The sequence below is a fragment of the Magnetovibrio blakemorei genome (assembly GCF_001746755.1).
GTDB lineage: Bacteria > Pseudomonadota > Alphaproteobacteria > Rhodospirillales > Magnetovibrionaceae > Magnetovibrio > Magnetovibrio blakemorei.
Genome location: NZ_MCGG01000021.1, coordinates 97,076 through 120,515, shown reverse-complemented (window position 1 = coordinate 120,515; position 23,440 = coordinate 97,076). Strand labels below are relative to the sequence as shown.

The following is a 23,440-nucleotide window of genomic DNA, read 5'->3' as shown; positions in this document are numbered from 1 at the left end:
TGGCCTTATCGGCCCTATTTTTGATCGCAAACGTCTTTGTGATGGGGGGGGGACTCTCAGTCCTGAAAAAGGTTTGACGCACAATTTCCCGGTTTTGGCGTGCGACAGGGGCGTTTTGCGATGCCTTTGCGCATATCAGTATTTCGATATATTCACTTTTTGTAATTTTCGATAGCCGATATCGCTAATATTTTGCTAAAAAGCTTTTAGACGCAATTTTGTGGCTTTGACCTATTCTAGACAAAGGGGGATAGGGGATGTCGAACGCACACGTGTTGAGCGGATGCCTACAGTCCTTGCCTCATAAATCAGGGCAGACACAAAATCACGACGTTTACACAGTTTACCAACGGTGTTGTCTGCGCCGTTAGATCAAACACGCCATACAAAACAGGGATTTTGCTTAAAAAATTAAGGTAAAGGCGCGTGAAACATAAATCGGTCTGGGAACACCCGGCCCGAAATAGAGATAAAAGGAAAACAAATGTCTCATTTGGTTGAGCCCCATGGGGGGGTAGGATTGAAGCCTTTGCTGGCACCGGCAACAGAGCGCGCAGCGGAAATTGCACGCGCCAAGAACCTGAAACAGGTTCCCATGTCCAGCAAAGAAACCTCTGACGTTTTGATGCTGTCGATGGGCGCTTATACGCCGCTCGACGGCTTTATGGGCCGCGACGATTGGCACGGCACCTGCGCAGACATGAAGCTGAAAAGCGGTCTGTTTTGGCCGATCCCCGTCACCTTGACGGCGGACCAAGCCCTGGCCGACAGCATTGGCGACGGCGAAGAAGTGGCGTTGGTTGACGGCGAAAGCGGCACGGTCATGGCCATCATGACCGTCACCGAAAAATTTGCTATGACGGCGGAAGACAAGGCTTTTGAAGCCCAGCATGTCTACACCACCAAAGACCCAGAGCACCCCGGCGTGCAGAAGGTCAACGAGCAAAAAGACGTTTGCTTGGGCGGTTCGGTCAAAGTGATCGACGAAGGTGAATTCCCCAGCTTGTTTGGCGATCTCTATCAGCGTCCGGCCGAAGCCCGCGCCGAGTTCGCGTCCAAAGGCTGGTCCAAGGTCGCGGCGTTCCAAACCCGCAACCCGATGCACCGCAGCCACGAACATCTGGCGAAAATTGCGGTCGAAGTCACCGATGGCGTTTACATTCACCAGGTGCTCGGCAAATTGAAAGCTGGCGACATTCCTGCTGAAACCCGCACCAAAGCCATTCAGGCGATGATCGACAACTATTTCGTTCCGGGCACCGTCATTCAGGCGGGTTATCCCATCGAAATGCGTTATGCCGGTCCGCGTGAAGCGCTTTTCCATGCCCTGATCCGTCAGAACTATGGCTGCTCGCACCTGATCGTTGGTCGTGACCATGCCGGTGTTGGCGATTATTACGGTCCGTTTGATGCACAGCACATCTTTGACAAGCTGTGGGACGGCGCGTTGGAAACCCAGCCGCTGAAGATCGACATCACGTTCTATTGTTCCAAGTGCATGGGCATGGCGACCGCCAAAACCTGTCCGCATGACAAGTCGAACCATGTCAGCATTTCCGGCACCAAACAGCGTGAAATGCTCAGCGCGGGCCAAGACATCCCGCCTGAATTCTCACGCCCCGAAGTGGTCAAGGTTCTGCAAGCTTATTATGCAACCTTGAAATAAGCCCACTGAGGTTTTGATCTGCGAAGGGGAGGGACGCAAGTTCCTCCCCTTTGTTTTGCGGGCCCTTAAAGCTCGGTATACTTTTTGGCGTTGCCGCGCGCCTTTTCGACCGGATATTTGGCGTCGTTGTGATCGATTTTGCGGTGCGCCTCTTCGACCAAATCCAACCCCGCGCGTTCCGCCACCAGCAGCAAATACAAAAACACATCCGAAATTTCCTCGCCCAAACGGGTGCGGAAGTCAGGGTCCGTTATGGCGTCTTCAATGGCCTGGGTGTCTTTCCATTGGACCAGTTCCAGAAGTTCCCCCGATTCGATGCCGACAGAGATGATCAAGTCCTTGAGACTGTGAAATTGGCGCCATTCGCGGGCGTCACGAAACTGGGTCAGGCGGTGGGTTAAATTTTGAATGGTATCGGTCATATGACAGCTTTCTTAACAGGGGAAAGGGCTAAAATCTTGGCTTTGAAGGGCTCACCCAGCATCATAAAACATGTCCAGTTTAAAGCCCTTCTTAAATTATAAAAACCTAATGAAGGCGTTTGACTTACATTATGGGCCGTACTAAGACTGACAGGAAAGCATAATAATATGCGGGGAAACACCCCGGAAAGCCCACGTATTGCTGCGGTTGGGCTTTAAGTGGATGAAGAATGTGATGGTCCGAGAGCCCACATTGTCCAAGTAAAAACACGACGTTTAGGACGCTGTGGCTTCAGCCCGCAGCACATTGGACGCGATGTAGGACCAAGCCAGATGTTGATTGCACAAATATCCGATACCCATATTTCCAGCCCCGATCCAGCTGAACCCATCATGCAGGTCCGCATTCAGGCGTTGGAAACTTTTGTCGCGCACATCAATGCGTTGGACGAAAAACCCGATTGTGTCATTCACACCGGCGACGTCACCCAAGGGGGGGAGCCCGCATACTACGCCATCATCAACTCGATTATGGGTCAGTTGCCGATGCCTGTGTTTTTTGCGCTTGGCAACCGCGATAAAGGTCAAAATCTTGTCGATGGGCTCAAAAATTTGGGCACCGCAAGCCTAGAGGAAGGCTTTGTCATTTATAGTGTCGAAGATTTCCCCGTGCGTCTGATCGCCATGGACACCCAGCACAGAGACAGCAACATCGGCACCGCTTGCTCGGTACGTTTGGCGGTGTTGGACAAAATGTTGAAAGCCTACCCGCACACGCCCACGGCGCTGTTCATGCATCACCCGCCCTTTGAAGTCACGACTTCTAAGTATCCGTTCCAATTTGACGACCAGGGGTTGGCAGATGCGTTTTTAGCGTTGGTGGCCGAACACAAGCAAGTGGTGCACATGTTCTGCGGTCATGCTCATCGTGACTTTAGTGTGGGCTTGGGAACGTGCGTCGCCTCGGTTTCGCCCAGCCTGCCGCCGGACAACCGTCTCGGTGAATTTGGGCCGGGCCTGGACGATCAGCCGCTGTATCAATTGCACCGCTGGAACCCAGAAACGCTGCGCTTTGAAACCAGCCTGCATGCGGCCGTTTTGGACCTTAAAGGCCGCGCTGCCCAAACAAATTAAAAGAGAGGACTTCTGCAACAGCCCGTGTTCATCTGTTTGTCATGAAACAGTGGTTGGTATTGTGCGCACGTCCCAACTTCTTACAGAACACGGCAGATTTGAAATATGCAGACCTTCGTCCACACCGCTCCCAAGCCCGCCCCCAAGCCCATCGACGTCGCCAAGTACGACCCGTTTCTCGCGGCTTGTCCCGTCATCGATTGCGATCATCCGGCCATTCAAGACCGCGCCCAGCTGTTGAGCAATGGCTTTGATAACGACTTTGACATCACCAAAGCCTGTTATGAGTGGGTGCGCGATGAAATTCAGCACAGTTCCGATTTTGAACGCGGCCCGGTGACGTGCAAGGCGTCCGACGTTTTGGCCCATGGCACGGGATTTTGCTTTGCCAAAAGCCATCTTCTGGCGGCGTTGTTGCGGGCCAATGGGGTGCCGACGGGGCTGTGTTATCAACGCCTGCGCAGCGGCCATAAAGCCTATGTGTTGCACGGTTTGAATGTTGTGCATCTGCCCCGGATTGGCTGGTACCGCCTGGATGCGCGAGGCAACAAGCCCGGCGTCGAGGCTCAGTTTACGCCGCCCAAAGAACGTCTGGCGTACACCGGTCAGGGCAGCGGAGAAATGAACTTTGAAAAAGTCTGGGCGACGCCCATGACGGACATCGTCACGTTCTTGCAAGGCTGTGCCACGTGGCAAGACGTGTTGGATAATCTGCCCGATATGGTGGATATGTAGGGGCTGATGGCGATTTTTGGCTTAATTTAGAAGGCAAACGTCATGACGTCGGTGCCGTCGCCGTGTTTTTTGTCCATATCCACGGGCACTTTGGCCAGCTTGTGATAGGGCAGGTCGAATTCTTCCATAAAGTTTTGCACCCGTTCCGCATCCCAATCCAAGATCGGGTTGACGCGCACCAGCAAGCCTTCCCGTTCGACCCGCGAGCGTGCCGCGCTGTCTTGGTCATAGTGGTAGACGGCGCTGATCCAGCACGAATAGGGCTTGAGCGTATTGTTCAGATGCAGGGCTTCCTGGGTGGCGCCGGAATTGCGGTCGTATTGCGCCTTGACCCATTCAATGTGGTCGCGGTCGCCGGGGCGAATGGCGATTTCGTCTGAACCAATGGGGGCGAGAACATTGGTGAAGCCAAACCGGGCAATCATTTCACGCTTGTACTCTTCGCTTTCGGGGAACACCTTGCCCGCGTTGCAATAGATAATCGGAACGTCAGGGGCAACTTCGGACAGCAATTTTTGAACGATGATGGAGCGCGCCCGCAAAGATGCCGTAACCGCGACTTTGCCCGGAAATTTCTCTTTGATGAGGAATTCGAGAAGTTCCGTACAGCCCATTTTCTCACAGGCTTCCTTGATTTCCCCACATTCGAGTGCGGCGCATTCAGTCATAGGTAAATTTCCCACTGCGATCCCCGGTTTTTTTGGGGTTTCAGGTTTTTGGCGTTGGCGGTTTAAGCGTTGGAATTCAATTTGCTCATGGTCAGTTTAAAAATATTAGAACAAAAGCCCAAGCGCATTCAAAACAAAGTTTACCTTTGGCGGCTCAGAAGTAGTACTCGGTTATTAAAGTATTGATAATGCGCGTTCTTATTATCAAGCGGCGACGACGGTTTTGATCTTGATTTGCGTCTCATTTGCAAGCGGCCAGAGCGTATTTACCCGTTGTGCTTTGGATCAAGCGTTTAGAGGCCGGTACACAGTTGGATGCGTTGTTCTTGCGCGGTCGTTGCCGGGAGCCAGGTTTTTAAGGTGACGCCGCTCAGCAGATTGGCAAAATCGGCGCAAAAATAATCCGCCAGCATCTCGAATTTGTCTGTAAATCGATAGCCTTCCCAAACGACCGTGTTCTGCTCGTTGCGTTTGCGCACGGCGATTTCATAGACATGGCGGCGGCCAAACATTTTTTTAGGGCCTTGAAATTTTGCCGCCCGTACGTCCCAAATGCAGTTTGGAATGGAAGGGTCTTCAATATCAACATGCAGGGCAAAGTTGTCCGCAACACCATCTCCGGTGGGCATTTCGCGAATCAGCAGCGGTGCACCGACGCCGCGGATGCTGGCGACCAAATTTTCTGCGGGTTTAAGGTCCGCATGGGAGAAGGGGACGCGAACATAAGGACCTGTGCAGGTGGACATCTAAGTTAACCCATTTAGGTGCCGATGGCTTCAATCCGCACAACGGCCTGGACGAGACGTTGCTGAAGTCTACATGAGAACTTTGTGAAGGACTACATCTAACCCGTGCTATCCCTTGCTTACAGTCGGTCATTGCTTACTGCTGACGAGACGTTTCTGGTATAGGCTTTGGTGAGGCCGTATGCTGGGGCTTAAGCTTGTTTTCTAATCTGTGTGTTTCATTTAGTGAGTTTATGGATCTATGCGCCGCTTTCTCCCCGCTGATTTTTCCTTTGCCCCCCTGATGGCCCTGGTGCCAGGCTTTATGGTGTTGGCGGCTTTTGCGGCGGACAAGACCGTGAGCGTGACCGAAGCCCTATTAAGTGCCGGGGTGATCGCGTTGGGTGCCGGTTGGGCTGGGTTTAAGCAATCGCGGGCCTTTCCCGAAACGGTGACCAAAGTGGATACGACGTTGGCTTCCGTCATTTTGGATGCGCTGCCCGACCCTGTGGTGCTGTTGGATGGTCGTCGACGGGTGTTGGCGGCAAATCGTGCGGCGGATGAGTTGTTGGGGGCGGGGATGCAGGGACGCGATATCAGCTTGATCTTGCGCCAACCCGAAGCGCAAGAGGCTTTGAAAAAAACCGTATCCGGGGAATTGCCCCGTGCCGATACGGACTTGGTTTTTGAAACGCCCGTGCGCCGGGCTTATCAGTTGCAAGTCATGGGGGTGGCGCGCAGCGAAGCCCTTTCGGTGCGTGCCGTGGCGGCGTTGCACGAAGTCACGGCGTTGAAAAACACCGAAACCATGCGCGCCGATTTTGTCGCCAATGTCAGCCATGAACTGCGCTCCCCGTTGTCGGCGCTCAGCGGATTTATCGAAACCCTGCAAACGTCGGCCCAAGATGACCCCGAAGCTCAAGAGCGTTTTTTGGGCATTATGAGCGGTGAAGCCGCGCGGATGGCGCGCTTGATTGACGACTTGCTGTCTCTGTCGCAAATCGAAGTCAATGAACACATTCGCCCGACTTTACCGGTCGCATTGGGAGATCTCCTTCATGAGGTGGTCGATTCGGTCCAGGTGCATGTGGATCAAAAAGGCATGTCGATTGTCACCGATTTCCCCGCCGATATGCCAGACGTTCCCGGAAACAAAGACCAACTGCGTGAAGTGTTTCAAAACTTGGTCGATAACGCTGTCAAATACGGAACCCCCAAGTCGACTGTCACCATTAAGGTCAAAGCGGTTGAGACCTTGGTAGAGGTGGGAACTCCCGGCATTGAAATCACCGTTTCCGACCAAAGCGACGGCATCGCGCCGGAACACTTGCCGCGATTGACCGAACGCTTTTACCGTATCGACAAGGGCCGTTCACGCCTCATGGGGGGCACCGGGCTGGGCCTGGCCATCGTCAAACATATTGTGAACCGCCACCGCGGTCGCTTGATTGTGACAAGCGTAATGGGCCAAGGATCGCAATTTCGGGTGCTGCTGCCCTGTTTCGACAAATAAAAATCCTACAAATCTGCAATTTGTCGATCGTCACAAACCTGTAACACAAAGTTCATAAAAGGGACTCCACGGAACACTAAGTTTCGCGCAAGACGACACCTTGGGGACGTTCCCAAATCAGGCCCACAAGGGTATGTCGTCTCCGTATTTTTTTGTGTTTCTAGATGGAGATTGGACAAGATGTTCAAAAAGACCCTTACCGTAGCCGCCCTCGCGGGTATCGTTGTTGCTGGTGGCGCTGCTGCCGCCGACATGTCTCGCGACCAGATCCGTATCGTCGGTTCCTCGACGGTGTTTCCATTCTCGACAGTCGTTGCCGAACAGTTTGGTAAAACGAGCAGCTTTAAGACCCCGGTGGTCGAATCGACCGGCTCCGGCGGCGGTTTGAAACTGTTTTGCTCTGGCGTCGGTGACGAACATCCCGACATCACCAATGCTTCGCGTCGCATCAAAAAGAGCGAAGTCGAAAAATGCGCCAGCAACGGCGTGACCTCCATCACTGAAGTCAAAATCGGTTATGACGGCATCGTTTTTGCCAACGCTAATGCTGCTCCGGCTGTCAACCTGACACGCAAGGAAATTTGGTTGGCTTTGGCCAAGGACGTTCCTGCCGGTGAAGGCAAGACCCAGCCGAACCCTTACAAGACCTGGAAAGACGTGCGTTCCGATCTGCCTGCCGTCAAAATCGAAGTGATGGGCCCGCCGCCCACCTCCGGTACCCGTGACGCATTTGTTGAACTGGTTATGGACGAAGGTTGCGAATCCTATCCGTGGATCAAAGCGATGAAAAAGACCGACAAAAAAGCCTTTAAGGCCCTTTGCCAGTCCATTCGTGAAGATGGCGGTTATGTTGAAGCCGGCGAAAACGACAACTTGATCGTGCAAAAACTCGATGCCAACAAAGACGCCTTCGGTATCTTCGGTTACAGCTTCTTGGATCAAAATGCCGACAAGATCAAAGGCAACAAGGTCGAAGGCGTAGAGCCGACGTTCGAAAATATCGCTTCCGGTGCTTATTCCGTGTCGCGCCCGCTGTTCTTCTACGTGAAGAACGCGCACGCAGGCAAAGTCCCGGGCATCAAAGAGTATGTTGCTGAGTTTGCATCCGAAAAAGCTTGGGGCACCGAAGGCTACTTGGCCGACAAAGGCTTGATCCCGATGCCGAAGGAAGAACGCGCCAAGTTCGCTCATGATGCAACGGCCCTTGCCAACCTCTCCATGTAAGAGACGCAGGAACATCAAATAAGCCGGCGGCGGCACTCATATTTTTAGCCGCCGCCGGAATTTGTTTGGAGAATAAGACGTGACCACGTCAACATCATATACAAAACGCGCACCTAGGGCTGGTGGAGGCCGGATGTACGTCACGCCAGCCCGGCGCGCGCAGAAGGCCGTGGAGGCGGTAATCAAGGGTATCTTGATCGCCAGTTCCACGGTCGCTATTTTAACCACGGTCGGCATTGTCGCTTCGTTATTATTCGAATCGCTGCGCTTTTTTGGTGAAGTTCCGCTGACCGATTTTCTGTTTGGTTTGGAATGGAGCCCACAGACCGCGATGCGCGCCGATCAGGTCGGCTCATCGGGGTCGTTTGGTGCCATCCCTCTGTTTGCCGGTACCCTTTTGATCAGCGCCATTGCTTTGATCATCGCAACGCCCATTGGACTGTTTGCTGCCATTTATTTGGCCGAATACGCCCATGTTAGTGTGCGCAACTGGGTTAAGCCGATATTGGAAATCCTTGCCGGTATTCCCACCGTTGTGTACGGCTTTTTCGCCGCCTTGGTGGTGGCGCCGTGGTTGCGCGGCGGCGGTGAGTCCATCGGCTTGGATGTTTCGTCGGAAAGCGCGTTGGCCGCAGGCTTGGTGATGGGGGTGATGATCATTCCGTTGATTTCCAGCTTGTCGGATGATGTCATCAACGCCGTGCCGCAAACCATGCGCGATGGATCGTTTGGCCTGGGTGCCACAAAATCTGAGACCATTCGCAACGTGGTGCTGCCCGCGGCCCTTCCCGGGATTATGGGCGGTTTGCTGTTGGCGGCTTCGCGCGCCATTGGCGAAACCATGATTGTGGTTATGGCGGCAGGTCTGGCGTCCAACTTGACGGCCAATCCTTTACAGGCCGTGACCACCGTAACGGTTCAAATCGTGACCCTTTTGACTGGCGATCAGGAATTCGACAGTGCCAAAACGCTGGCCGCTTTTGCCCTGGGCCTGATGCTGTTCTTCACCACTTTGGTTTTGAACGTCGTCGCCCTTCATATCGTTAAGAAATACCGTGAGCAATATGAGTGATACATTGACCCATTCCGAACGCATCGAAGCCGGGCTTACCAAACGCTATCGTGCGGAAAAGCGGTTCCGCCTGTATGGCATTGCCGCCATTGCCGTAGCGATGGCCTTCCTGGTGATCATGCTGGCGGCGATTGGTATCCGCGGCATTGGCGCCTTTCAACAAACCGAAGTTGCGTTGACGGTTGTGTTTGATGAAACCCACATCAAAGACAACAACTGGCAGGCCATCGTTAAAGAAAGCATGCGCAAAAAATTCCCGGAGGTCACATCGCGGAGTGACAAAAGGCTGCTCACGCAATTGATGAGTTCAGGGGCCGGGTTTAATTTACAAAACATGTACCGGGCCGATCCATCCCTTGTGGGGGAAACCCGTACGGTGTGGCTGACCGCATCGGATGATGTGGATATGCTGATGAAGGGAGCCATTGATCGGGCTTCCCCGCAAAGCGAACGCCGCGTGAGCGATAAAGAAATTGTCTGGATTGACAGCTTAATTGCCGATGGTGCCCTTGAGTTAAAATTCAACACCCACTTTTTCACCGGGGGTGATTCACGCGAACCGGAACTCGCGGGCATATTTGGGGCGTTTATGGGGTCCATCTTTAGCCTTGCGGTGTGCTTTTTGTTGTCGTTCCCGTTGGGCGTCATGACGGCCATTTATTTGGAAGAGTTCGCCCCGAAAAACAGGTGGACGGATGTTATCGAAGTGAACATCAATAACTTGGCCGCCGTACCGTCGATTGTTTTTGGTTTGCTTGGTTTGGCGGTGTTTTTGAATTTCTTCATGCTGCCGCGCTCCGCACCGCTGGTGGGCGGGATGGTGCTGGCGCTGATGACGTTGCCGACCATTATCATTGCTTCGCGTGCAGCGTTGCGCGCCGTGCCGCCCTCCATTCGCGAAGCCGCGTGGGGTATGGGGGCCAGCTCGGTGCAAACGGTGTTGCATCATGTCTTGCCGCTGGCCATGCCGGGCATGCTGACCGGCACCATCATCGGTATGGCGCAGGCCTTGGGCGAAAGCGCCCCATTGTTGATGATCGGTATGGTGGCTTTCATCGTCGATATTCCGGGATCTTTTACCGATCCGGCAACAGCGTTGCCCGTGCAGATTTTTTTGTGGGCTGACAGTCCTGAGCGGGCGTTCACAGAACGTACCGCGGCAGCGATTATCGTCCTTCTTGTTTTTTTGGTTACGATGAACTTGATTGCGGTTGTGTTGCGCAAAAAGTTTGAACGTCGTTGGTAAGGAAGTGAACGCAATGGAACTCGCCATCCACACAGATGTCTCAGCGAATGCGCGCGTTAATGCGCAGGGGCTTAACAGCAAACCGCATAAGGTTACGGCCGAAGGCGTGAATGTCTTTTACGGCAACAAACAGGCGCTTAATCAGGTCAACCTGGATATTCCGTCCAATATGGTGACGGCTTTGATCGGACCTTCAGGGTGCGGTAAGTCGACTTTCTTGCGCTGTTTAAACCGCATGAACGATGTGGTGGATGGTTGTCGCGTTGAAGGTGAAATCTGCCTCGATGGGGAAAATATTTATGCCCGGGGTGTTGATGTGGTGCATCTGCGCGCCCGCGTTGGAATGGTCTTTCAAAAGCCAAATCCGTTTCCCAAATCCATTTATGATAACGTCGCCTATGGTCCGCGCATTCACGGTCTGGCCAAAAGCCGTACCGATATGGATGAGATCGTGATGACCAGTTTGGAAAAGGCGGGGCTCCTGGATGAGGTGCGCGATCGTTTGGACGCGCCGGGCACGGGGCTGTCCGGTGGACAGCAGCAGCGTTTGTGCATCGCGCGGGCCATTGCCGTAGAACCGGAAGTGATCTTGATGGATGAGCCGTGCTCGGCCCTTGATCCCATCGCCACGGCTAAGATTGAAGAATTGATTGACGAGCTCAAGGAAAACTACACCATAATCATGGTGACGCATTCCATGCAGCAAGCGGCGCGTGTTTCGCAAAAAACCGCGTTCTTCCATTTGGGGGAACTGGTTGAGCAGGGCGACACGACGGACATTTTCACCAAACCCGTTGATGAGCGCACCAAAGCGTATGTCACGGGTCGTATCGGTTAAGGGGAACAAAGGTCAAATGGAACACGAACATATCGTTTCATCCTTTGATGAAGATCTGGGGCGTTTGGACAGCATCATCGCCGAGATGGGTGGTTTGGCTGAACGTCAATTGGCCGATGCCGTTGATGCATTGAGCCGTCGTGATGTGGCGTTGGCGAAAAAAGTCATCGAGTCTGACAAGCAAATCGATTTGCTGGAAGAAGAGATCGACAATTTCACCATTCGCGTTTTGGCGTTGCGCCAGCCCATGGCCGAAGATTTGCGGGCCGTTGTGGTGGCGCTGAAAATGGCCTCCAATCTGGAACGTATCGGTGATTATGCCAAAAACGTCGCCAAGCGCACGTTGACGCTGTCCGCCATGGAACCGGTTGGCAATGCCACCCAAACCATTCAGCGTATGGCGCGCCAAGTTCAAAGCATGATCAAGAACGTGCTCGACGCCTATGGTGCACACGATTTGGCTAAGGCCGATGATGTGCGCATGCGCGATGAAGAAGTCGATTTGATGCACACCAGCCTGTTTCGGGAACTCTTGACATATATGCTGGAAGACCCGCGTAATATTACGGCGTGTACGCATTTGCTGTTTGTGGCGAAGAACGTGGAACGCATTGGTGATCACGTCACGTCTATCGCGGAGAATGTACATTTTTTGGTGTCTGGCGATAAGCCTGCGGATGAGCGTCCAAAAAACGATTTGTCCAGCCAAACCATTGTCGAATAATTTTTAAGGAACTGACTTGGAACATTTGGTTCTCATTGTCGAAGACGAACCGCCGCAAGCGGAGTTGCTTTCGTACAATCTTCAAAAAGAAGGCTTTCGCGTTCTGCTCGCCCAGGATGGGGAAGAAGGCCTGTTGATGGCCCAGGAAAATGCGCCCGATGCCATCGTTTTGGATTGGATGTTGCCGGGCCTCAGCGGCATTGAAGTTTGCCGTCAATTGCGTGGCTCCAGCGAAACGCGGGAAATCCCCATCTTGATGTTGACGGCGCGTGGAGAAGAAGAAGACCGCGTGCGTGGCATTGAAACCGGTGCGGATGATTATGTGGTGAAGCCGTATAGCCCCCGCGAAGTGGTGGCACGCCTCAAAGCTTTGTTGCGTCGCGCCAATCCTTCCCTGTCCAGCGAAGCGTTGCAGTATGCCGATATCGCCATGGACCTGGCGCAGCACAAAGTGAACCGGGGCGGTCAAGCCATTCACTTGGGGCCGACCGAGTTTCGCTTGCTCAAAACCTTGATGGAACGCCCAAGCCGGGTGTTTTCGCGCGAACGGTTGCTTGATTTGGTGTGGGGTCGCGATGTCTACGTTGAAGACCGCACCGTCGATGTGCACATCCGCCGGTTGCGCAAAGCCCTCAATGACGGTGGTGGCGAAGACGTCATCCGCACCGTGCGCGGTGAAGGCTATGCCATCGACTTGGACAAAGGCAATTGACCTAGCACCGCTTTTCACAAACGTGACTTTAGACCATAGCGCCGCCCCGTTCATCGGAGCGGCGCTTTTGTGATTGGGCAACACTTTGAAAAAATGAAAAAGAGAACTGTGATGGTCGTCATCGCGTTTTTGTCTGCCCGGCATCATGATCTTATCCAATCCATCTGGTGAGTCGGTATTTGACATTTGCCAGCACCGGGGATAATGTAAGTGATCGATTGTTTACATAGGCAATCAGCAGCAGGATTAAGGTGCTATGAATAAGACCATGAAGAATGCGGAGTTTGGTCGAAGGGACTCGGGTGAGCACGCCGTCAGCTTTGCCCAAATGTTGCTCAGTGGCAAACCGTTGGCGCGTCCGGCGTCGGCGATGGAGCTCTCAGTGCCTTACATGAAAGCCAAACGCAAAGCCCAGTTTGGACGAAACAACGATGTACCATTTGAAGGCGCGTCTAACGGTCAGGCGGATCAGTCCTCACATGGGACGCCTCCTTGGTGGCAGATTTGGCGCCGGTGATATGATTCTCCTCGTTCGCCGGGCTTTGCTTTGAAGGCGCAATCCGTGCCTGTGCACGACTTTCCACGATTAAGTGTATCATTTGCCATAGTGGCGGGAACCTGTGCGCCGTTATCATGGGGATCAGTGGTCTAAATGATGGCATAGTGGGTGACGAAAAAACAAAACGGTCGGGCATCAGAGCAGCTCGACGTGCGTGCCGTTGATTTGAAAACGGTCAATCTTGAGGAAACCAAACATGAGTTCCGGCAGTCTTCATCTGTTTAAAACGCGCCGTTTTGTGCCCTTGTTTGTGACCCAGTTTTTAGGGGCGCTGAATGACAATCTGTTCAAAAGCGCGTTGGTGATGCTGATCACCTATCAATTGGCGGACGGTGCCAATGTTGACGGTCCCTTGATGGTGACGGCTGCGGCGGGGGTATTTATCTTGCCGTTCTTTTTGTTCAGCGCAACCGCAGGGCAATTGGCGGATCGCTTCGATAAAGCCCAGCTGTCGCGTTATGTAAAGGCCGCGGAAGTCATTATCATGACCGGCGCGGGTGCCGCGTTTCTCAGCCAAAACATTTGGGCATTGATGGTGGTGCTGTTTGCCATGGGAACGCAGTCATCGTTGTTTGGCCCAGTGAAATATGCCATTTTGCCGCAGCATTTACATAAAGATGAGCTGATTGCCGGAAACGCCATGGTCGAGGCGGGGACATTTCTGGCCATCTTGTTGGGCACCATCGCGGGGGGGTTGCTGATCCTCACCAGCGGCGGCGTGCTGTTGGTCTCTCTTTTGATCGTCGCTATCGCGTTGCTGGGTTACAGCGCCAGTATTTTGATACCCACCGCCCCGGCCATGGACCCCAAGCTTCGCATCAACCTGAATTTCTTGGCTGCGACGGGAAACATGATTCGTCATGCCGCATCTAAGCGCGACGTGTTTTTGTCTATCCTGGGCATATCTTGGTTTTGGCTTGTGGGGGCGACTTTTCTCAGTCAGTTCCCGACCTTTGCGAAAGAGGTTCTGGGCGGCGACGAGAGCGTGGTCACGGCATTGTTGTCGATCTTTTCCATCGGCATCGCCATCGGTTCAGCGCTGTGTGCAAAGCTTTTGAAGGGGGAAGTGACGCCCAAATACGTGCCGTTTGCGGCCCTCTTGATGACAGCGTTTATGGTCGATCTCTATTTTGCCAGTACCCACATGACGACCATGTTGGGTGCAACAGGTGAGTTGGCCGGGGTTGAGACCTTTTTAAGCCAATTTAGCGGGGTGCGCGTTACGATGGATTTGCTGCTGATCGCCATCAGTGGCGGTCTATACATCGTGCCGTTGTATGCGATTTTGCAAACCCGCGGCGAAGGCAGCCACCGTTCGCGCGATATTGCCGCCAACAACATCATCAACGCCTTGTTTATGGTAGCATCTGCGCTGATCATCACGGCGTTGTTGGCGGGCGGTATGTCTGTGCCCGGCATATTTTTGACGGTCGCCATCGCCAACGCGGGTGTGGCGCTCTACATCTGTAAATTGCTGCCTGACGAATTGGTCAAAGCGGCCTTGGTGTGGCTGTTTAAACTGGCGTTCCGGGTCGAGGTAAAGGGCCTCGATCATTGGCAAGCGGTGGGCGACCGAGCCGTAATCGTCGTCAACCACGTGTCGTTCCTGGATGGTATCTTGCTGGCGGCCTTTTTGCCCGAAAAGCCGATGTTCGCCATCAACACGCTTATGGCGGAGAAGTGGTGGGTGAAGCCGTTCCTCGCTCTGGTGGAAGCCTTTCCCATGGACCCGGCAAAACCGTTCAGCACCAAAGCGCTGATCCATGAAGTGGCGAAAGGGAAAAAGTGTGTGATCTTCCCCGAAGGCCGCATCACGGTCACGGGCGGCCTTATGAAAGTCTACGAAGGTCCTGCCATGATCGCCGACAAGGCTGATGCGGATGTTTTGCCGGTGCGCATCGATGGGGCGCAATTTTCCATGTTTTCACGTCTCAAAGGCACCGTGCGTCGGCGCTGGTTCCCCAAAATCACGCTGACCATTTTGCCGTCCCGCCGGCTCACCGTGAATGAAGATCTAAAAGGGTCCCGGCGACGCCTCCAGGCGGGGTTGGAACTGTATGACGTGATGAGCGACTTGATGTTTGAATCCCGCCGCACCCATCAGACGCTGTTTGACGCCTTGCTGGATGCCCGCACCATTTATGGGTCGCGCTCCCCCATCTTGGAAGACATCGGACGCACGCCACTGAGCTATGGACAGTTGGTGACGGGTTCGATTGGCTTGGGTCGCAAGCTGGCGGCTTTGACGGGCAAAGGGGCGAACGTGGGCGTGTTGTTACCCAATTCGATCGGTACTGCGGTGACGTTTTATGCCCTGCAAGCGGTGGGTCGGATTCCTGCAATGGTGAATTTTTCGGCAGGCGTGGGCAATATGACGTCCGCGTTGCAGCTTTGCCAGGCCGATGTGTTGGTGACGTCGCGCCAATTTGTCGAAGCCGCAGACCTTCAAGGCACCATTGATAAGCTGGCCCAACAGTGCAAGGTGGTGTGGCTGGAAGACGTCAAGCAGAACATAGGAATTTGGGACAAGCTGGGGGCGATGCTGTTTTCAACCTTTGCTGCGCGGGCATGGCATAGGGGCTTTGTGAAAGACCCGGAGCGTCCGGCTGCCGTGTTGTTTACATCCGGATCGGAAGGCACGCCCAAGGGGGTTGTTCTCAGCCACGACAACCTGCTGGCGAATCGTTACCAGTTGACGGCGCGCATCGAATTCAACCCTACCGATACAGTCTTCAATGCTCTTCCGGTGTTTCACAGCTTTGGCCTGATAAGCGGTTTGCTGCTTCCGGTCTTGGCCGGCGTGCGGACGTTTTTGTATCCGTCGCCTTTGCATTACCGGGTGGTTCCAGAACTGGTATACGACACCCAGGCGACCATCATCTTCGGCACCGATACCTTCCTGGGCGGCTATGCGCGGGCCGCCAACGCCTATGACTTTTTCAAAATCCGCTACGTCTGTGCGGGCGCGGAAAAGGTCAAAGACGAAACCCGACGTCTGTTTGTGGATAAGTTCGGCCTGCGCATCTTGGAAGGCTATGGGGCCACCGAAACGGCCCCGGTGTTGTCGTTTAACACGCCGATGCACTTTAAGTTGGGCACCGTGGGACGGTTGTTGCCGGGCATTGAGCACAAACTTGAAGCCTTGCCGGGGATTGAAACGGGCGGCAAGTTGATCGTGCGCGGCCCCAACGTGATGAAGGGCTACCTGATGGCCGACAACCCCGGCGTTTTGAAGCCGCCGGTTGACGGTTGGTACGACACCGGCGATATCGTGTCGATTGATGAACACGGCTTTGTGACGATCCAAGGGCGCGCCAAACGCTTTGCCAAAATAGGCGGTGAAATGGTGTCCTTGGGTGCGGTGGAAGACTTGGCTGTGCGCACGTGGCCGGACATGGGGCACGCGGCGATCGTGCAGCCCGATGACAAAAAGGGCGAACAGGTGGTGTTGGTCAGCGAATACGAACATGCCACCCGTGATGATTTGCTCAAAACCGCGCGCGCCGAGGGCATTGCGGAAATCATGGTGCCAAAATCAGTCTTGGCGACATCGGGGCTGCCGTTGTTGGGCAGTGGAAAGATCGATTATCCGGGGGTTGCAGCCTGGGTTCAAAACCAGAGTGAATAAGTGGTGAAGTTGGGGCTGCTTGGGACGTCAATCTTGAACGTCGTCGTCATGAGACTTCTGAGCAGGAGGCTTGACCTGCATGTCTTCATCGTCAAACAAAATGCGGTTGGCAGCGCCTTCCATGTCTTCGAATTGTCCTGATTTCAACGACCACATAAAGGCAAATAGCGCCACAAGACCCAGCACCAGGGCAACGGGAATCAGATAAATCAGGACGTCCATAATGAGACTTCTTTCGAAAAGGCGGTCTATAAGGCAGGGGGCACTGGTTTGGTGCTCGCAGGGGCCTCCGTTTGGGGGAGGCTCTTTTTAAGTCCCAAGCGCAAGGAATTGCTGATCACGACCAGCGATGAGGTTGACATGGCGATGGCGGCAAACAGCGGTGTCACCATGCCCGCAAGGGCCAACGGTATGGTTGCTCCATTGTAGAGAAAAGACAAGACGAAGTTTTGTTTAATCAGCCTGTCGGCCATTTTGGCAACGTGCAAAGCTTCCAGAACCGGAGCCAGTTTATCGCCTTGGAAAACCACGTCCGCAACCGTTTGACTGACGTCGGCGGCGCTGGACGGCGACAGCGACACGTGTGCCGCCGCCAGCGCGGGGGCGTCGTTGAGACCATCGCCGACCATCATCACGTGCTTGCCCTGTGCGGCCAAGTCATGCAAGCGGGCGACCTTGTCAGCGGGCTTAAGTCCCGCGTGCCAATCGTCAATGCCTGAACTTTGCGCGGCGATTTTGACCGCGGCGACGCGGTCTCCGGACAACAGCATCACGGCAATGCCTTGGGCCTTGAGCGCCGCAACCGTCTGGGCCGCATCGGAGCGGATTTGGTCGCTGAAGGCAAAGCGCACGGGCGGGGTGCCTGGGCGCGCCAACCACAGTTCGGCCTCGGCATTTTCAGAGGTCTCTTCGACCCCACACCAACTGCGTCGGCCCAAGCGAATTTCTCCGTCCGGTGAGTTGAGTTTGAGACCCGATCCGGGTACTTCCTCAACGCCGTCGGGGGATGCGATATCTGTCATGTCACGGCTGAGAGCACGCGACAGGGGATGGTTGCTCAGCGCCGCGATGGAGGCGGCCAAGCGGGCATCGTCTTCACTTATGGCATCGGCATTGATCCATTGCGGTGTGCCCCGCGTCAAGGTTCCGGTTTTATCGAACACGGCGACATCAACGGTAGCCAAGCGTTCCAGCGCGGTGCCGGATTTTAACAAAATACCACGTTGCAGCAATCGGCCACCGGCAACCACTTGCACGGCGGGAACGGCCAAGCCCAGCGCACACGGACAGGTGATAATCAGCACCGCGATGGCGATCATCAAGGAATCTTGCCAGACCATTCCGCCGACAAGCCACCAGCCCAAAAAAGCCCCCCCGGCCAAGATGTGCACAACGGGTGCATAATACCGGGCCACCCGGTCGGCCAAGGCGACGTACTTGGCGCGGGCGTCCTCGGCCGCTTCCATCAGGCGGACAATTTCGCTGAGCAAAGTGTCTTCACCCGTTTTGGTCACTTCGATGGTGATCGGGCCGCTGAGGTTCAGGGTGCCGGCGAACACTTGGGCACCGATTTTGGCTTGTACCGGAACGCTTTCACCATTGATGAGAGAGGTGTCGATATCGCTTTCACCGCTGAGCACTTGACCGTCGGCGGCGATGCGTTCCCCCGCTGAGGTGATAAATTTCATACCCGGTTTAAGGCGTTCCGGCGGGGCGATTTCACGGCTGCCGTCATCACGCAAAATGGTCACGGCGCGGGCCTTCAGGCCCATCAAGTTTTCCCCGGCGGCGCGCGCGCGCCCCCGTGCCCGGCTGTCCAAATAACGACCAATCAACAGGAAAAACACCAAGGAAATGGCGCTGTCGAAATAGACGTGCTCACTCAAGCGGATGGTTTCCACCAAACTCATGACGCTGGACAAAAGGACGGCCAGGGAGATCGGCACGTCCATATTGGTGCGCCCAGCTTTCAGGGCCGTGTAGGCGCTGTAAAAAAATGGTCGGGCCGAATAGGCAATGGCGGGTAGCGCCACCAGGGCGGAAAGCCAATACATCATGCCGCGGGTGAACATGCCCATGTCTTGCCCGGCCCAAACCGATACGGAAAAGAGCATCACGTTGCCCGCCGCAAAGCCCGCAACCACCAGAGCGCGCAGCAATTGTTTTTCATGCTGTTGGGTTTCGGCACTGATCAATGTGGGATCATAAGGGGCCAAGCGATAGCCAAGATGGGTGACCACCAAAACCAACTGATCGGCATCGGTTTGGGCAGCGTTCCATTTCAACACCAAACGTCGGGTGGTCATGTTAATACGCGCGTGCAGCACGCCGGGTTGCTTGCGCAGTACCGTTTCGATCAGCCAAACGCAGGCCGCACATTGCAGTCCTTCGACCATCAAATGCAAGGTGCTGACACCATCCGTGTCGGTTGCCGTAAAGGTGCGAAAGTCAAAGCGGGTGTTTTCGTCTTCGGGGCGCAAGGTCGGCTGATCAGGGTCCAGGCAACGGCGCTGGTAATAACTGTCCAGGCCTAAGCCTTGGATCATCTGATAAGCTGCCCGGCACCCCGAACAACAAAATGGTCCGTCTGCGGCGGGTTCTCCCCGTGCATGGCTTGCACCGGGTGCGCTGCCCAAAACGGGTTCGCCGCAATGAACGCAGACGGCACCTTGGGGTGAAGAGGCCTGAGGTGTGTTCAAGGGCTCCGCCATTAACGGATTTGGACCCTCTGACGCATTTTAAACAGCTGATCTTTCCGTTTGGCCGTGTAGCGCAACTCCCACAGGCCCGGCAGTGGTAACGTTACATTGGCGGCGTAGAGGCCTTTACCACGATATGTGAAGATCAGTTCTTGATCGAAGCCTTCTTGGATGGGGCGAACGGCTAAGGCGTTGATGTACAGGCCTTCGATGGCGCGTCCGTCTTTGTCCGTGAAGTGAAGGCGGAGCTGTCCCGCACGCGCATCGTTTGCCACAGGAATGTTTTCGTAGCTCAGCGTTGACGTCCAGCCCAATTCAGCTTGTTGGCTGCGTTGATGCAGGGTGTCGTTATAGCCGATGCCTTCTTTGTAGTAATCCTTGGTTTCCAAGCCACTCCAGGTGCTCACGGCAAAATACGCCATGGTGCCGTTGACGGCGAAGATGATGGCAAATGCTCCAACAAAAATCCAAGGATACCACCACCCATCGGGGCGTTCTGATTTGTTCATGGCGGTCATTTTGCCTTACCTGACTGGTCCTGCGAAACGGGAATCATAACGAACGACTTCTCCGGTTTCTGAGTTGGTGAGAATAAACTCCATATCTTCAAACTGACTGCGCATCGTTTCAATGGGTGCGCGGACAAAAACGCGATATGTGGCGACGGTGTCCCCCTCGACGTCCAAGGTGACCGTGTCGACCGGGTCTTTGCCCAAACCAATAACGGAAAGTTTCGCTCCCTCCAGCCCTGAAATCGCCAAGGTGTAGGTTTGAGGCACGTTGATCATATTGAGAATTTTGAACGTATAGCCATTGCGGATGTCACCGTCCGACAATTGCACAAACAGCGGTGAGCGGTCACGTTGAACGTTGATTTCCAACTCTGAGCGATTGAGCAAGCCATATGCCATCAGCACGACAACGGCCGACAACAAGATGGAATATGCAATTGTGCGCTTGCGGATCAAACGTTTCTTTGGCTCATCTCCACGTTCGCGGGCCATTTGGTTGGATACGGAATCATAAGTGATCAAGTTGAGCGGACGGCCCAGCTTGGTCATGATCGAGTTGCAAGCATCCACGCAGAGCGCGCAGCCGATGCACTGGAACTGATCGCCTTCGCGGATATCTACGCCGGTGGGGCAGACGTTCACACACAGGTTACAGTCAACACAATCACCTATATTTTGCGCCTTGGATTTGCCGCGCGGTTCCCCGCGCCAAGCTTCGTAGGTGACGATCAAGCTGTGTTCGTCAAACATGGCGCCTTGAAAGCGTGGCCACGGGCACATGTAGATACACACTTGTTCGCGAGCGAACCCGGCCAGAACATAGGTGGTGGCGGAAAACAAGAAGGTGAAGCCATATTCTTCATACGTGCCTTGACCGGTGAGCATGTTCATGGCGGTGGAGGGGGCATCGTTAAAGAAAAAGATCCAGCCAGCACCAGTGAGTAGCGAAAAGACGATCCAAATGAACTGCTTGAGGCTTTTGCGCCAAATTTTGTCAAGGTTCCACGAACCTTGGTCGAATCGAATGCGTTTGTTGCGATCGCCTTCGATTTTACGTTCAACCCAGACAAACAGGTCAGTCCATACCGTTTGCCAACAGGTGAAACCGCACCATACCCGTCCGGCCATGGCCGTCGCCAAAAACAAACCGACAGCAGCTAGCACCAAAATGCCGGTCAGGTAATAAATTTCTTGAGGCCAGATTTCGATGTTGAAGAAGTACAAACGGCGCAAGGACATGGACGCCAAAATGGCTTGATCCGGCTCTCCTTCGCCACGATCCCAGCGAATCCAAGGCGTGATAAAGTAAAACGCCATGATTGCCGCGGTTACTTTCCATTTTAAGGTGCGGAAAGCGCCTGTAATCGCTTGCGGGTAAACCTTCTTGTGCTTTGCGTACAAAGACGGCGATTCGGGGATGTGGTGATTTTCTGTCAGGTTTTCGGTCATGACGTCCTCGTTCTCTCGACTTCTGGCGTTCGGTTAGAGCAATTCTTAATTTTTGTATATTTGAAAAGAAAGGGGGAGGCCCGGTTGGCCGGATCTCCCCCAATCAATTTTACCCAGTGCGGTTAAACCCGCGCAAGGGCGTTATTCACCACCACCCAGTGAGTGGACATAAACAGCCACTTCCTTGATGGCGACATCGTCAAGACGACCCTGCCACGTCGGCATAACGCCGTGCTTTGGCTTGGTGACCTGAGCGATAATGGCTTCACGGCTATCGCCATGCAACCAGATGCCATCGCTGAGTTTTGGAGCACCGAAGTCGCGACCGCCTTCGGCTTTTTCACCGTGACACGCAGCGCAATCGCCAGCAAAGACTTCTGCACCACGCATGGCGGCGGAGCTGTCTTTGGACTTGTTGGTCAGCGAAAGCACATATTCAGTGACGTCGGCGATCTGAGTTTTGCTCAGATAGTCCGTGCCAAATACGGGCATTTCACTGACGCGCGTGTCGTCGTGGGTGGAACGGATGCCATAGCGTATGGTGGTTTCGATCGCTTCGAGCGAGCCACCCCACAACCAGTCATCATCTGCCAACACCGGATAGCCCGGTGCGCCAGAACCCTGCGAACCGTGACACGGTGCGCAGTTGTCAGCAAAGATAACGCGTCCACCAGCTGCAGCAAATTCACGAAGATCTTTGTCTTCGCTGATTGCAGCAATCGGCATGGATGCGATTTTCTTTACGCGTGCAGCTCGTTGGGGTTCGTTGTCGCGAGCCGTAAGGTCATTGGCCAAGTCAACGCGTGACGAATATGCCAGCGTGCCTTTCCAATACGTGTTTAAGGTCGGCCAGGACGGGTACAAAACCCACCAAACGACAGCAAACAAGATGCTGGCATAGAAGGTCCACAGCCACCAACGCGGCAGCGGAGTGTTCAGCTCTTTAATGCCGTCCCACTCGTGACCGGTGGTATCGGTACCGCTGACTTCATCCCTTTCGATGTTAGCCATGAGCTTGACCTCCATTTTCACCATTGTCGTTCCTAAAGATGATCATGGCATCCTCTTCGAAGCGTTTCTTGTTGCTGGGACGAAATGCCCAGTACAAGACGGCTAAGAACAGCAGCACAAGCCAAACGACCCATGCTGAACGTGCCATTTCCGTGATGGTCATCAAATCCATGACTACCTCCCATCAGGGCTGGTCTGGTAAGACGTGGTGTCCACCAAGGTGCCCATAAGTTGGAGATATGACACCAAAGCGTCCATCTCGGTGATCACTGCGGGGTTGCCGTCGAAGTCACCCATGGTAGCCTTTGGATAACGAGCTGCCATAGCGTCGGCGTCACCCATTTCTGGGTTGGCCTGTGCCTTCAAGTCGGCCTGTGCGTTCTCGATTTGGTCGTCCGTATAGGGAACACCAACAACACTCAGCGTCTTCATGTCACCGGCAATTTTGTCGGCAGACAATGGACGTGTAGCCAAGAACGGATAGCCCGGCATGACCGATTCCGGCACAACTGCGCGCGGATTGATCAAGTGAGCCACGTGCCAGGTGTTGGAATACTTGCCGCCAACGCGAGCAAGATCCGGACCTGTACGCTTAGAACCCCACTGGAACGGGTGATCGTACATGCTTTCGGCCGCCAAAGAGTAGTGACCATAGCGTTCGACTTCGTCACGGAAAGGACGAATCATCTGCGAATGGCAAAGGTAGCAACCTTCACGAATGTAGATGTTCCGGCCCGCCAGTTCCAAAGGCGAGTACGGGCGCATGCCGTCCACTTTTTCGATGGTTGTTTCCATCGTGTAAAGCGGAACCAACTGCACCAAAGCACCGATGGAAATCGTGATCAGGGTCGCGATCCCAAGAAGGATAACGTTTTTTTCAAGCATTGCTTGCATGATATCTAT

Annotated in this window: 21 protein-coding genes and 1 pseudogene; 12 read left to right on the top strand and 10 right to left on the bottom strand. The window is 54.3% G+C overall.

Annotated elements, in window-relative coordinates; genetic code table 11:
• Positions 1-484: 484 nt before the first annotated feature.
• On the top strand, positions 485-1,666 hold the full coding sequence (gene sat, locus BEN30_RS07620; RefSeq protein WP_069957735.1) for a sulfate adenylyltransferase: 1,182 nt from the start codon (positions 485-487) through the stop codon (positions 1,664-1,666).
• 65 nt (positions 1,667-1,731) lie between these two features.
• Here the strand turns inward: sat and BEN30_RS07615 are convergent, their stop codons facing one another.
• Positions 1,732-2,088, bottom strand: a complete 357-nt coding sequence (locus tag BEN30_RS07615; RefSeq protein ID WP_069957734.1) for a nucleotide pyrophosphohydrolase — start codon at positions 2,086-2,088, stop codon at positions 1,732-1,734.
• Positions 2,089-2,421: 333 nt separating this feature from the next.
• On the opposite strand from BEN30_RS07615, the gene BEN30_RS07610 reads away from it, so the two are divergent.
• The gene (locus BEN30_RS07610; RefSeq protein ID WP_069957733.1) at positions 2,422-3,222 is read left to right on the top strand and encodes a metallophosphoesterase; all 801 of its coding nucleotides are present in this window, start codon (positions 2,422-2,424) and stop codon (positions 3,220-3,222) included.
• Between the two features lie 105 nt (positions 3,223-3,327).
• On the top strand, positions 3,328-3,957 hold the full coding sequence (locus BEN30_RS07605; protein WP_084005213.1) for a transglutaminase-like domain-containing protein: 630 nt from the start codon (positions 3,328-3,330) through the stop codon (positions 3,955-3,957).
• A gap of 26 nt (positions 3,958-3,983) precedes the next feature.
• On the opposite strand, the gene BEN30_RS07600 is transcribed toward BEN30_RS07605, so the two are convergent.
• Entirely contained in the window at positions 3,984-4,625 is a 642-nt protein-coding gene (locus tag BEN30_RS07600; RefSeq protein ID WP_069957732.1) for a phosphoadenosine phosphosulfate reductase domain-containing protein, read from the bottom strand.
• A gap of 293 nt (positions 4,626-4,918) precedes the next feature.
• Positions 4,919-5,371 (bottom strand): hypothetical protein, encoded by a 453-nt coding sequence (locus BEN30_RS07595; protein ID WP_069957731.1) that lies wholly within the window; start codon positions 5,369-5,371, stop codon positions 4,919-4,921.
• A gap of 241 nt (positions 5,372-5,612) precedes the next feature.
• Here BEN30_RS07595 and BEN30_RS07590 point away from each other — a divergent pair, with 241 nt between their 5' ends.
• From BEN30_RS07590 to BEN30_RS07550, 9 genes and pseudogenes are all read left to right on the top strand, one after another.
• On the top strand, positions 5,613-6,863 hold the full coding sequence (locus BEN30_RS07590; RefSeq protein WP_084005211.1) for an ATP-binding protein: 1,251 nt from the start codon (positions 5,613-5,615) through the stop codon (positions 6,861-6,863).
• A gap of 180 nt (positions 6,864-7,043) precedes the next feature.
• Complete coding sequence (locus BEN30_RS07585; protein ID WP_069957730.1) at positions 7,044-8,087, top strand: PstS family phosphate ABC transporter substrate-binding protein; 1,044 nt, start codon at positions 7,044-7,046, stop codon at positions 8,085-8,087.
• A 142-nt stretch (positions 8,088-8,229) separates the two neighbouring features.
• Positions 8,230-9,159: pseudogene (pstC, locus tag BEN30_RS07580) on the top strand (phosphate ABC transporter permease subunit PstC); the annotation flags it as partial.
• Positions 9,152-10,405, top strand: a complete 1,254-nt coding sequence (pstA, locus tag BEN30_RS07575) for a phosphate ABC transporter permease PstA (protein ID WP_069957728.1) — start codon at positions 9,152-9,154, stop codon at positions 10,403-10,405. The pseudogene pstC and the gene pstA, both read left to right, overlap by 8 nt.
• 13 nt (positions 10,406-10,418) lie before the next feature.
• Positions 10,419-11,243, top strand: a complete 825-nt coding sequence (gene pstB, locus BEN30_RS07570; RefSeq protein WP_084005209.1) for a phosphate ABC transporter ATP-binding protein PstB — start codon at positions 10,419-10,421, stop codon at positions 11,241-11,243.
• A gap of 16 nt (positions 11,244-11,259) precedes the next feature.
• Positions 11,260-11,967 carry a phosphate signaling complex protein PhoU gene (gene phoU / locus BEN30_RS07565; protein ID WP_069957797.1) on the top strand — a complete coding sequence of 236 codons (708 nt, stop codon included), beginning with the start codon at positions 11,260-11,262 and terminating at the stop codon, positions 11,965-11,967.
• A gap of 16 nt (positions 11,968-11,983) precedes the next feature.
• Positions 11,984-12,679, top strand: coding sequence for a phosphate regulon transcriptional regulator PhoB (gene phoB, locus BEN30_RS07560; protein WP_069957727.1), 696 nt, complete (start codon positions 11,984-11,986; stop codon positions 12,677-12,679).
• Between the two features lie 256 nt (positions 12,680-12,935).
• Positions 12,936-13,196 (top strand): hypothetical protein, encoded by a 261-nt coding sequence (locus BEN30_RS07555; protein WP_069957726.1) that lies wholly within the window; start codon positions 12,936-12,938, stop codon positions 13,194-13,196.
• A gap of 238 nt (positions 13,197-13,434) precedes the next feature.
• Positions 13,435-16,866: an acyl-[ACP]--phospholipid O-acyltransferase gene (locus tag BEN30_RS07550; protein WP_069957725.1), complete on the top strand. Its 3,432-nt coding sequence runs from the start codon at positions 13,435-13,437 to the stop codon at positions 16,864-16,866.
• A gap of 27 nt (positions 16,867-16,893) precedes the next feature.
• Here BEN30_RS07550 and ccoS read toward each other — a convergent pair whose 3' ends face one another.
• The 7 genes from ccoS to ccoO all read right to left on the bottom strand — a co-directional run bounded on the left by ccoS (position 16,894) and on the right by ccoO (position 23,431).
• Entirely contained in the window at positions 16,894-17,088 is a 195-nt protein-coding gene (gene ccoS / locus BEN30_RS07545) for a cbb3-type cytochrome oxidase assembly protein CcoS (protein ID WP_069957724.1), read from the bottom strand.
• Positions 17,089-17,114: 26 nt separating this feature from the next.
• The gene (locus BEN30_RS07540; protein WP_245649015.1) at positions 17,115-19,565 is read right to left on the bottom strand and encodes a heavy metal translocating P-type ATPase; all 2,451 of its coding nucleotides are present in this window, start codon (positions 19,563-19,565) and stop codon (positions 17,115-17,117) included.
• Positions 19,566-19,576: 11 nt separating this feature from the next.
• On the bottom strand, positions 19,577-20,074 hold the full coding sequence (locus BEN30_RS07535; protein ID WP_170826991.1) for a FixH family protein: 498 nt from the start codon (positions 20,072-20,074) through the stop codon (positions 19,577-19,579).
• 15 nt (positions 20,075-20,089) lie between these two features.
• Complete coding sequence (gene ccoG, locus BEN30_RS07530; protein ID WP_069957721.1) at positions 20,090-21,526, bottom strand: cytochrome c oxidase accessory protein CcoG; 1,437 nt, start codon at positions 21,524-21,526, stop codon at positions 20,090-20,092.
• Between the two features lie 141 nt (positions 21,527-21,667).
• Positions 21,668-22,537, bottom strand: a complete 870-nt coding sequence (gene ccoP / locus BEN30_RS07525; RefSeq protein ID WP_069957720.1) for a cytochrome-c oxidase, cbb3-type subunit III — start codon at positions 22,535-22,537, stop codon at positions 21,668-21,670.
• Entirely contained in the window at positions 22,530-22,709 is a 180-nt protein-coding gene (locus BEN30_RS07520; protein ID WP_069957719.1) for a cbb3-type cytochrome oxidase subunit 3, read from the bottom strand. The genes ccoP and BEN30_RS07520 overlap by 8 nt, the downstream gene beginning before the upstream one ends.
• A 2-nt stretch (positions 22,710-22,711) precedes the next feature.
• Complete coding sequence (ccoO, locus tag BEN30_RS07515) at positions 22,712-23,431, bottom strand: cytochrome-c oxidase, cbb3-type subunit II (RefSeq protein WP_211563320.1); 720 nt, start codon at positions 23,429-23,431, stop codon at positions 22,712-22,714.
• Positions 23,432-23,440: the final 9 nt, after the last annotated feature.